Genomic DNA, 10160 nt, shown 5'->3' with positions numbered 1-10160 from the left:
GAAGTGAGAGCGCAGCAGCGCCCGTAGACCCTCGTCATCGAATGCCACCGGGTGATCACCATAGACGTACTCGGTGATGGCACGGATGCCGTCCAGTAGCAAAGCTGCCAAGCCGATGCGCATCAATTCGATGTCGGGGCCGCTCGCGACTCCGCCCATGAGACTGAACGCGATGATCCGGCGGCCCAAGGCGCTACGGACTGCGCGCCACCACCCGAGGTGGAAACCCCAGACGCTTCCGCATCACCAACCCACCCGGATCACGGCGCCCGACGCGGCTACGTCCCGCCGGCTTCAGGAGGTGCAAGTGTGCCCCGCCGGGCTCAGTGCGGGGGTGTACAGGACGGCGTCGAACGCGGTAGCGGTGTCGACAAGCAGGGCGTCGGGGCGAGCCGCCGGTGACTTGTCGGCCCTGGTCGACTGCCACGGCCGCAGGTCCAACACCACCGACCCAGCAGATCCAGTGAGCAGGGCGAGGGCGTCGGCGGCCAGTTCGCCGAGAAGGGCCGCGCACCGGCCGTCGAGCCGCGGCGGAGCGCCGGCCCGGTCCGACCCGGCGTCCTCAACTGTCCGCCCCGGGCGCCGAGACCGCGCCCGTGACGGCACAGGACATCAGGCCGAGGCAACCTCGCACCACCACCAGCTGCTGGGCGGCCCAGCGGGGCCGCCCAGTGCTTTGACTGGGAAGGTTTGCCGGGGCGGCGAGTGTCGGATGACGTGGCTGCACGCTCGGCCAGGCTTTGTCGTACCCCCGGTGTAGCGTCCAGGCCGGAGTCAGGCTCATGCTCTACGGTTGACGGAGGCGCGCGGATGACGAGTACGGAAGTTGCAGACGCAGATGGCGAGCACCCTGGAACGCCTCGCCGAACTGTGCGCCGTCCAGTGAACGCCGAACTCGATGCCCTCAAGGGCGCTCTGGACCATCAGCGCGAGCACGTTCTCGGGATCCTCGAAGGGCTCTCGGAGAAAGATCTGCGGCGGCCGGTGCTGCCCAGCGGCTGGAGCTGCCTGGCTTTGGTGCGCCACCTCACCCTGGATGTCGAACGCTTCTGGTTCCCCGGGGTGATCGCGGGTGAGCCAGATGTGGCCGCCCAGCTCGCGGCGGGCGCGGAGGCGCACTGGTACGTACCCGAAGGGATGGGCACCGAGGAGGTCTTCGCCGACTACCGGGCGGCCATCGCGCGGGCGGACGCCGTGCTCGCCGCTGCCACGCCCGAGCAGGAGCCCGCCGCCTGGCCCGTGGAGATCTGGCCGGCTTGGCGGCTGCCTGACGTGCGGCACATCCTGATCCACGTGCTCACCGAAGTTGCCTGCCATAGCGGTCACTTGGACGCGACGCGTGAACTGATCGACGGCACCACCTGGCTCGGTGGCAACCCCTACGCCGGCTAGTTCTGTGACCGGGTGAGGTTCGCCGGGTTCTTCAGGCCGCGGTGGCGAGGGGGCGTCTGCTCCAGCGGACGTCTTTCTCGCTGCGGATGCGGGCGCGTTCGCGGCGCTGGGCGGCGAGGACGTCGGGATGCCGGGCGTTGGCGTTGCGCCAGCGCAGGTAGGCGTGCAGAGCGCGGGTCTGCGCGGTGTGGTTGCGGTGGTTGGGTGTTGGCGACGGTGAACTGCCGCAACGGCCCGAAGTGCGCCTCGATCGGGCTGGCCCAGGACGCGTAGGTCGGGGTGAAGCACAGCTCGACCCGGTGCTTCTTCGCCCAGCGCCGGATCTTCTCGCCCTTGTGGGCGGACAGGTTGTCCAGGATCACGTAGACCGGGGCGCCGTCCGGGCGGGCCTCGCGGATCGACCTCAGCGCGGCCAGAGTGTTCGCGGCGCCCTTCTTCCTGCGGTTGACGCCCCACAGGGTGTCGTCGCCGACCGAGTAGCAGCCGTGGAAGTAGCGCACCCCGTGAGTGCGGTGGTAGGTCGCGGGATGCCGCTCGGGCCGGCCCTGAGCGGCCCAACACGACCCGACGGTGGGCCGGATCCCGAGCGGCCCGAACTCGTCGAACGCGAACACCCGGTCCGGGAAGCGCTCCAGCACCTGCTCGATCCGGTCCAGCTTGGCCTCGCGCTCCGGGTCGGGTGACTCCTTCCATGTCTTGGTCCGCTGGAAGGTAACCCCGCGGCGTGCGAGCAGGCACCGTAACGCCTCTCGTCCGATCCTGATCACACGGCCGTGCACTATCCGCAGGAAGGCGGCGAGCTTCCTGATCGACCAGCGGGTGAAGGGCCGGCCGAGCTTGGTCGGGCGGGTAGTAGCCGTCGCCACGACGAAGTCCTCGTCGTCATCGCTGAGCAGGCGGGGACGGCCTCCCGCCCACCGAAGGTCCAGGCAGGCCAGGCCGATCTCGTTGAACCGATGGATCACGTCGCGGACGATGTCCTCGTCGGCCTGCACCAGCTTTGCGATCACAGGCACCCGGTTCCCGCCGGCCGAAGCGAGCAGCATCATCGCCCACCAGTAGCGCACCGAGCTGGTACTGCCCCGACGCACGATCTGCTGCAACTTCTGCCCCTCCTGGTCAGTGATTCGAGCAGAAACGAGCGGCGTGCGGTCAGTGCTCTTTCATCACGAGATGCAGCAGCGTCACCACACCGACACCCACCATGAGGGCGGTGCCAAAAGCCGGATGCTCGAAGGCGACATACACAGCGCCGCAGCCACCGCTCATCCGAAGGCCCTCCCTGCGTCTGCTCCGTCATCGCTGTCACAGGGGATAAACGACTGGGAGATGGACAGGATCCCCAACTCGATTACAGGCTATTGCGATCGTGTGGTATAAGAGGTCATCTTATTTGGTGAGTGGGCTGTGGGTTCGGCTGGTGCCGGACAAGCTGTGGGAACTGTTCCAGAAGGTCGTGCCGGAGGTGCCATCGCGGCCTCAGGGTGACGGCCGACGTCGGCACGGCGACCGCGAGGTTCTGGCAGCGATCGTGTTCGTGGCGACGTCGGGCTGCATGTGGCAGCAGTTGCCGAAGTCGTCGTTCGGGTCCGAATCCTGTCGACCGGGGTAAGTACGGCTCGAAGATCCACCTGATCACCGAGCGGACCGGTCTGCCCGTGTCTGTCGGCATCTCCGGTGCCAACGTCCACGACAGCCAGGCGCTGATCCCGCTGGTGAAGGGCATACCTCCGATCCGATCCCCGCGAGGTTCCCGTCGACGCAAGCCCGGCACACTGCACGCCGGCCGCTCGTGCCGCACGTTCCGGACAGGGCCTTGCCTCAGGAATGGTGTATCTACGTTCCTCCGCCGGGGGCGATCAGCCCCGACTCATAGGCGAAGACGACGGCCTGAACGCGGTCACGCAGGTCCAGTTTCGACAGGATGCGGCCGACATGGCTTTTGACCGTGGTCGGGCTGAGGAACAGCCGGGAGGCGAGTTCGGCGTTGCTGAGTCCCGTCGCGAGCAGGCGGAGCACTTCGAGTTCACGCGGGGTCAGGCCGGACAGATCGCGGTGCGGGGCGATGGTCTGCGGTTCGTCGTGTGGGGCGAAGCGCTCGATCAACCGACGGGTGATCGTGGGCGCGAGGAGGGCGTCGCCCGTCTGTACCAGGCGCAGGGCGGAGACCAGGTGTTCGGGGGTCACGTCCTTGAGCAGGAAGCCGCTGGCGCCGGCAGTGATGGCGGCGTAGACGTAGTGGTCGAGGTCGTAGGTGGTGAGGATGACGACCCGCGTTCCGGTCGGGCCGGCGTCGTCGATGATGCGCCTGGTGGCCTCGATGCCGTCCATCTGCGGCATCCGGATGTCCATGAGGACGACGTCGGGCCGCGTGCGGCGGACGGCTGCGACGGCTTCGATGCCGTCGGCGGCCTCGGCCGTCACTTCGATGCCGTCCGCGGTAAGGATCATCTTGAAGCCGGTGCGTACGAGGGCTTGGTCGTCGGCGATGACGGCGCGCAGGGGTGTCCGGTCCACGGTCATCGCGTGCTCCGTGGGATGAGGGCTGTCACACGGTAGCCGCCTGACGGCGTCGGTCCGGCCGTCAGCTCACCGTTGTAGACGGCCAGCCGTTCGCGCAGCCCCAGGTGGCCGCGGCCGTTGCTCTGCACCGGCGGAGCATCCTCGACGCCACCGGTGTCGGCTATCTCGATCTCCAGGCAGGTATCGGTGTGAGCGATCGTGACGGTTGCCTGGGCACCGCGTGCGTGTTTGATCGTATTGGTCAGCGCCTCCTGTACGACGCGGTATGCGGCGAGGTCCACGCCGGGTGACAGATCCGACGGAAGCGACACTCCGACGCTCACGGGCGTACCGGCGGCGCGTATCCGGTCGACGAGCGCGTCGAGCTGCGCGAGCCCAGGTTGGGGTTCCAGGCTGTCGGGCCTTTCGTGGTCCGGGGCAGCCAGCAGGCCCATGACGTGGCGGAGTTCGGTCATGGCGGCCCTGCCGCCCGCCTCGACGGCCAGCAGTGCCTCTTTCGACTGCTCGGGCGCCGTGTCCATCACTTTGCGGGCCGCGCCCGCCTGGATCACCATCACACTCACATTGTGGGTCACGACGTCGTGCAGTTCGGCGGCGATGCGGGCCCGCTCCTCCTCGACGGCGCGACGCATGGCCTCCTCCTGAGCGGTCTGCAGTTCTGTCAGCCGGTCCCGGCTGGAGGCGAGGCGCAGTTGGAGGAAGCGGACGAGGCTGGCCAGCATCCCTGCCACCAGGAGCACGAAGCCCGGGCTGGACCATCCGGGGACCACGGGGCCCGCATCGCGGAAAGCGAGACCGGACAGCGCGGCGGCCACCACCAGGACGGCGATCGCCACTGTCCGGTATCGGCTGTGCACAATGGCGCTGTAGGCGCCGACGACACAGGCCGATACGGTGATCCAGGTCGCGGAACTGCCGATGGCCAGTGCCGCGCCCAGGACCACCACGAACACCGTGAGCGGATAACGGCGCCGGACCGCCAGTGGTAGCGCCGACAGCACGACCAGGACCCACGGCACAGGGGAGTGTCCTTCCGCCACGGGCAACTGGGCGGGGCCGGGTGGCGAGGGCGGGGCCGGGACACCTGTCCCGATATCCACCGCAGGCGGGTTGACGTCGGCCGGTCCCTGACCGGGGTAGCGCACCGCCACGATCAGGGCGACGACGGTCAGTACAACGGCCAGCACCACATCGGCACGTACCGCTCGCCTCGACAGCGGGGCCGGCTTCGCCTCCGGGCGCAGCGTGTCGATGAGTTGTCGATGCCGGCTGCGCCGGTCTTCCGTGATCATCAGTGCATTGTGCTGGGCTCGCCGCCCGGTCCGCATCCACCTGCCCGAGGGGGCATGCCCTTCCCCGGGCCTCCTTCTCACGGATGACCGAGGGACTTCTCACGGATGACTCCTCGGCAGGATCCTCCGTGGGGAGGGTGTGGTGTCGGTTCCGTGGCCGACGCGCGCCGGACGCGGTCTGTCTAAGTTCTCAGGGCCAGCACTGGCATGTGTCTCCCGTGACCGTGAGGACGGACAACCGTATGCATCAAGTGATCGAACTGAAGGGTGTGTCGAAGCGCTACGGCAGCTCTGGCGCGCCGGCGCTCGGACCGCTCACGCTCAGCGTCGCCAAGGGGGAGGCGCTTGCCGTGACGGGTCCTTCCGGGAGCGGCAAGTCCACGCTGCTGAACCTCGTCGCCGGCCTGGACCGGCCGACCGATGGCGCCGTGACCGTGGCCGGGCGACGGATCGACCGGTTGAGCGAGTACGCCCTCGCGAGGTTCCGCCGCGAGTACATCGGCATGGCGTTCCAGTTCTTCAATCTTCTCGACGACCTCACCGTCACCGACAACATCCGGCTCCCGGCCCAGCTGTCCGGGACCGGTCGGCGTGAGGCTGCGGCCCGCGCGGGTGAGCTCATGGAGATGCTGGGCATCCACAAGCATGCCCGCGTCTACCCGGGCCGGCTGTCCGGGGGCGAACGCCAGCGGGTCGCGGTGGCCCGTGCGTTGGTCAACCGGCCTGCACTGCTGCTCGCCGACGAGCCCACCGGTGCGCTCGACACGGCCTCGGCTCATGGCGTCCGCGATCTGCTGGTGGATCTGCACCGCGCCGGGCAGACCATCGTGCTGGTGACACATGACCTGACGCTGGCGCAGGAGTGCGCGAGCCGCACGATCCACCTGGTCGACGGTCATGTGGCTCTCGACACGTGTGTGCGGGCCGTCCGGTGAGCCTGTTCGGTACCGGTGCGCTCGGCCGGGTCGTGCGTTCCGGGTTGGGCCGGCGGCGGGCGCAGACGGTGGTGATCGCCGTGGCCGCGATGATGGCCGTGGCCTCGGCCGTGGTCGCCGGGGCGCTGATGGTCGCCGCGTCCGCACCCTTCGACCGTGCGTTCGAGAAACAGCGGGGTGCGCACATCACCGCCCAGTACGATCCGGCCAAGGTGAGCCCGGGAGAGCTGGCGCAGACCGGAAAGCTGACCGGCGTCACCGCGAGCGCGGGACCGTACCCGGCCACAGAGTTCCGCCCAGTGGACCCGACGGGCTTTCGCCTGCCGACGTTGACCCTGGTCGGGCGGTCCGGTCCGGACGCCGACGTGGACCACGTGGAACTGAAATCGGGCCGGTGGGCGCAGAAGCCGGGAGAGATCGTGCTCAGCGCGGCCTTGGAGAGTCCCCTGGTCGCGATCGGCTCCGCCCTCAGGGCGTCGGGCGCCGCTGATACCCCCGCCCTCTCGGTCGTCGGCTTCGCGGTGTCGGCCAGCAGGTCCGCCGACGCCTGGGCGACCCCGGCGCAGGTCGACGCGCTGGCGGCGCCGGGCAACTCCGTCAGGAGTCAGATGCTGTACCGCTTCGACTCCGCGGGCACGCAGGAGCAGATCCTCGCCGGCCGGGCGAAGATCGCCGCCTTCGTGGGACCCGGGGCGCTGCTGGGTACGCAGTCCTGGCTGGACACCAGGCGCGCCGCGGATCAGGGTGCGGCCGCGACCGTCCCGTTCGTGATGGCTTTCGGTGTGCTCGGCATCGTGATGTCGGTGATCATCGTCAGCAGTGTGATCAGCGGGGCGGTCGGCACCAGTCTGCGCAGGATCGGCATCCTCAAGGCCATCGGCTTCACACCGTTCCAGGTCGTCCGAGCCTACGTGGCCCAGGCACTGATCCCGGCCGGGGCCGGCATCGCCGGGGGCGTCGTGCTGGGCAACCTGCTGGTGGTGCCGCTGCTCGCGGACACGGCGTCGGTGTACGGCACCGCCTCGCTCTCGGTGGCCTGGTGGGTGGATGCCGCAGTGCCGGCCGTCGCACTGCTCGTCGTGGGGCTCGCAGCGCTGATTCCGGCACTGCGCGGCGGACGACTGGATACGGTCGGGGCCCTCGCGGCCGGCCGGGCGCCGCGCACGGGACGTGGGCAGTGGGCGCACCGGGCGACGGGACGACTGCCGCTGCCGCGGCCGGTGACCTACGGCCTCGCAGCCCCCTTCACGCATCCGGTCCGTGCCCTGGCGGTGCTGCTCGCGGTGGCATTCGGCACGACCGCGGTGACCTTCGCGGTGGGACTGACCGCGTCCCTGAGCGCGGTAGGCGGCTCGCAGGATCCCGAGAGCCGCGCCGCGGTCACGGTCACGACGGCCAGGCTGAACGAGGTCACTCCTCCGCCGCCGCCTGGGGCGGGGGGCCGTGCGGCGATCCCGTCTCCCGTCGGCAGCGGCGCGTCCGGGCCGAAGGCTGGAGACCCGGAGAGGGTCCGGGCCGCCCTCGCGTCCGAGGCGGGGCTGGAGTCGTACTACGGCAAGCTCCCCACCGAGGTCACCGTGGCCGGGGTCTCCGGCTCCGTCCGGGCCGGCCTGTACGAGGGCGATTCGAGCCCCGGCGGCTACGAACTGCTCTCCGGGCACTGGATCACCGGCAAGGGACAGGTCGTCGTGCCCACGCGCTTCCTGCAAAGGACCAGCACCAAGGTCGGTGACACGCTGCGGGTGACCTACGAGAAGGACAGCGCCGACCTGCGGATCGTGGGCGAGTCCTTCGACACCTCCGGCAGCGAGCCGCAGATCCACGCGTACATGGCCGACTTCCCGTCGGCCAGGCCCAGCACGTTCCTCGTCCGGGTGAAGCCGGGCGTCCCGGCCGAGGAGTTCGCCCACAAGCTCGCGGTGGTCCTGCGGCCGCTGGGCGGGGACGCCACGGCCGCCCCGCCCGCTGATCACAAGGGCATCATCCTCATCATGGACGCCATGGCAGTGCTCCTCACCCTCATACTGGTCTGCGTCGCCGGCCTCGGCATACTCAACTCCGTCGTCCTCGACACCCGCGAACGCATCCACGACCTGGCCGTCTGCAAGGCGATCGGCATGTCGCCGCGGCAGACCGTGAGCCTTGTGCTCGCCCCGGTGACGGCAATCGGCGTGCTCGGCGGGCTGCTGGGCGTGCCCGCGGGGCACCTGCTGCACCGTGTCGTCATGCCGGTGATGGGGCGTGCCATAGGCACCCGTCTGCCGTCACCGGTCCTCGACGTGTATGAGCCTGTTCAGCTGCTCGTGTTGGGGCTGGGCGGGGTCGTGATCGCGGTACTGGGCGCGCTGGTCCCGGCCGGCTGGGCGGCCAGGGCGCGTACGGCCACGGCGCTGCGCACCGAGTAGCGTCCGGCGGAGCACAAGCCGCTGGGCCGATCCGGTCTCCCGGCCTCGGTGGAGTCCGGGTTTCTGCGGGCGATGCGCCTACTGGTCGTCCGGCGCACCGGGAGCCTTCCATCTGCGTCGTCCTGTTCGGCATGGTGGTCGGCGCGGGCACGACACGCGTCTACCCATGGCTCTGGGAGGCGGACCCGGGGGGGGACAACGGCGTTCGAATTGTCTGCATGTTTCGGCAGCACTGGATGCGGCACAGTGACTCGGGCAGCCTGGCGCAGCACCGCGATGCGGCTTCACCCGGCGCTCTCCGAGCCGATGTGGACGAGCAGCGGTGCGGTGCCGTCCTCTGCGGCGATCTGGCGGGCGAGTTCGGCCGCGCGGCGACGATGCGACGGCTCGGACAGGCAGGTCGTGATCGCGTCGCTGAGGGAATTGGCGGTGAGTTCCTGGAACGGCACGGGCCGTGGGGCAACTCCCAGCGCGTAGAGGCGAGATGCCCAGAACGGCTGGTCGGCCATGACGGGAACGGGCACTGCGGGCACGCCGGCCCGCAGTCCGGCTGCGGTGGTACCTGCCCCCGCATGGTGGACGACAGCGGCGGTGCGAGGAAACAGCCAGTCGTGCGGGATGTCGCCGATGGCCAGGACGTCGGCGCCGCAGCCGTTCAAATCGGCCCACCCCGTCTGGACCACCGCACGCACGCCTGTCCGCTTCACCGCCGCTGCCACCAGCTCACTGAGCCGTTCCCCCTGCCCCGCCGCCATACTGCCGAATCCGATGAACACCGGGGGCGGACCGGCCTGGAGGAAGTCGACCAGTTCGGCCGGGGGGTGCCAGCCGTCCGGGCGTGCGGGCCACCAGTAGCCCGCCACTTCGGCCCACGACGGCCAGTCTTCGGGGCGCGGCACTACCAGCGGGCTGAAGCCGTGGAAGACCGGCCGGACGTCCACCGGCGCCGGGGACGCGCCCGCGGGCAGGCCGAGACGAGCACGCAGGCGGGTCACGGCGCCCGCGAAGACCCCTTCCGCGCGCTTCAGCACATCCCGGCCGGCGGCGAGGTTGCCCTCCGGCCCCAGCTCATCGATGCTCCGTGCGTTGGGCAGCGGGAACTGTCCGGTGGCGAAGGACGGTGCGAGATAGGTACCGATGACGGGGACGCCGAATGCTTCGCCGGCCGTCCGGCTGAGCGGTGCCGGTCCGAAAGCAGTGAGCAGTAGATCGGCTCTGCCGGCCACGGCCTCCGCCACCCCATCGGCGAGCCCGTCCGCGTACGCCTTCGTCAACGCCTGAGCCTCCTTCCGTGACGCCGCCCGGGCCAAGTCCCGGATCAGCCCCTGCGGGTCTCCCGGCACAGGCCGGTGGTCGAGACCACACCCGCCGACGAGTGCGGCGAAGGACGGGTGAGCGGCCACGGCGACCTGATGGCCCGCATCCAGCAGACGCCGCCCCAGTCCCGTGAAGGGCGCGACGTCTCCGCGTGAACCGGCGGTGACGATCACAATTCGCATGGAGCGATTCTCCTCGGCGAGCGCCGTCCGGCCACCGCCGCCGGCCACCTGGCTACCGCGATCAAGAGTCGATGTGTGCTGTCGTTACAGCAACCACCCCTTCTATGACGCGAG

The 10160-nt window shown here is 69.8% G+C and carries 6 protein-coding genes and 3 pseudogenes; 4 read left to right on the top strand and 5 right to left on the bottom strand.

Going from position 1 to position 10160, the window contains the following annotated elements; all coding sequences use genetic code 11:
- Nucleotides 1-189, bottom strand: a pseudogene (locus B086_RS45375) (hypothetical protein); the annotation flags it as partial.
- A 693-nt stretch (nucleotides 190-882) separates the two neighbouring features.
- Here B086_RS45375 and B086_RS0108390 point away from each other — a divergent pair.
- Nucleotides 883-1392 carry a DinB family protein gene (locus B086_RS0108390; protein ID WP_018565967.1) on the top strand — a complete coding sequence of 170 codons (510 nt, stop codon included), beginning with the start codon at nucleotides 883-885 and terminating at the stop codon, nucleotides 1390-1392.
- A gap of 31 nt (nucleotides 1393-1423) precedes the next feature.
- Here the strand turns inward: B086_RS0108390 and B086_RS39535 are convergent.
- A pseudogene (locus B086_RS39535) lies at nucleotides 1424-2519 on the bottom strand (IS630 family transposase).
- 266 nt (nucleotides 2520-2785) lie between these two features.
- Here B086_RS39535 and B086_RS42670 point away from each other — a divergent pair.
- Nucleotides 2786-3281: pseudogene (locus B086_RS42670) on the top strand (transposase); the annotation flags it as partial.
- Here B086_RS42670 and B086_RS0108375 read toward each other — a convergent pair.
- Both B086_RS0108375 and B086_RS0108370 read right to left on the bottom strand, forming a co-directional pair.
- Entirely contained in the window at nucleotides 3229-3915 is a 687-nt protein-coding gene (locus B086_RS0108375) for a response regulator (protein ID WP_018565965.1), read from the bottom strand. The pseudogene B086_RS42670 and the gene B086_RS0108375 sit on opposite strands and share 53 nt — an antisense overlap.
- The gene (locus B086_RS0108370; protein ID WP_037873130.1) at nucleotides 3912-5207 is read right to left on the bottom strand and encodes a sensor histidine kinase; all 1296 of its coding nucleotides are present in this window, start codon (nucleotides 5205-5207) and stop codon (nucleotides 3912-3914) included. The genes B086_RS0108375 and B086_RS0108370 overlap by 4 nt, the downstream gene beginning before the upstream one ends.
- A gap of 242 nt (nucleotides 5208-5449) precedes the next feature.
- On the opposite strand from B086_RS0108370, the gene B086_RS0108365 reads away from it, so the two are divergent.
- Both B086_RS0108365 and B086_RS0108360 read left to right on the top strand, forming a co-directional pair.
- Nucleotides 5450-6142 carry an ABC transporter ATP-binding protein gene (locus B086_RS0108365; protein ID WP_026252226.1) on the top strand — a complete coding sequence of 231 codons (693 nt, stop codon included), beginning with the start codon at nucleotides 5450-5452 and terminating at the stop codon, nucleotides 6140-6142.
- Complete coding sequence (locus B086_RS0108360) at nucleotides 6139-8547, top strand: ABC transporter permease (protein ID WP_018565962.1); 2409 nt, start codon at nucleotides 6139-6141, stop codon at nucleotides 8545-8547. The genes B086_RS0108365 and B086_RS0108360 overlap by 4 nt, the downstream gene beginning before the upstream one ends.
- Before the next feature lie 284 nt (nucleotides 8548-8831).
- Here B086_RS0108360 and B086_RS0108355 read toward each other — a convergent pair whose 3' ends face one another.
- A complete protein-coding gene (locus B086_RS0108355; protein ID WP_026252225.1) occupies nucleotides 8832-10046 on the bottom strand; it encodes a glycosyltransferase in 1215 nt (404 codons plus the stop codon).
- Nucleotides 10047-10160: the final 114 nt, after the last annotated feature.

The sequence above is a fragment of the Streptomyces sp. PsTaAH-124 genome, from assembly GCF_000373685.1.
GTDB classification, from domain to species: domain Bacteria; phylum Actinomycetota; class Actinomycetes; order Streptomycetales; family Streptomycetaceae; genus Streptomyces; species Streptomyces andamanensis.
This window is presented reverse-complemented; position numbering and strand designations above follow the sequence as displayed.

Excerpts from the sequence above, each read along its gene's own strand:
- B086_RS0108365 (WP_026252226.1), top strand. The coding sequence starts at position 5,450 with ATGCATCAAGTGATCGAACTGAAGGGTGTGTCGAAGCGCTACGGCAGC.
- B086_RS0108355 (WP_026252225.1), bottom strand. The coding sequence starts at position 10,046 with ATGCGAATTGTGATCGTCACCGCCGGTTCACGCGGAGACGTCGCGCCC.
- B086_RS0108375 (WP_018565965.1), bottom strand. The coding sequence starts at position 3,915 with ATGACCGTGGACCGGACACCCCTGCGCGCCGTCATCGCCGACGACCAA.
- B086_RS0108370 (WP_037873130.1), bottom strand. The coding sequence starts at position 5,207 with ATGATCACGGAAGACCGGCGCAGCCGGCATCGACAACTCATCGACACG.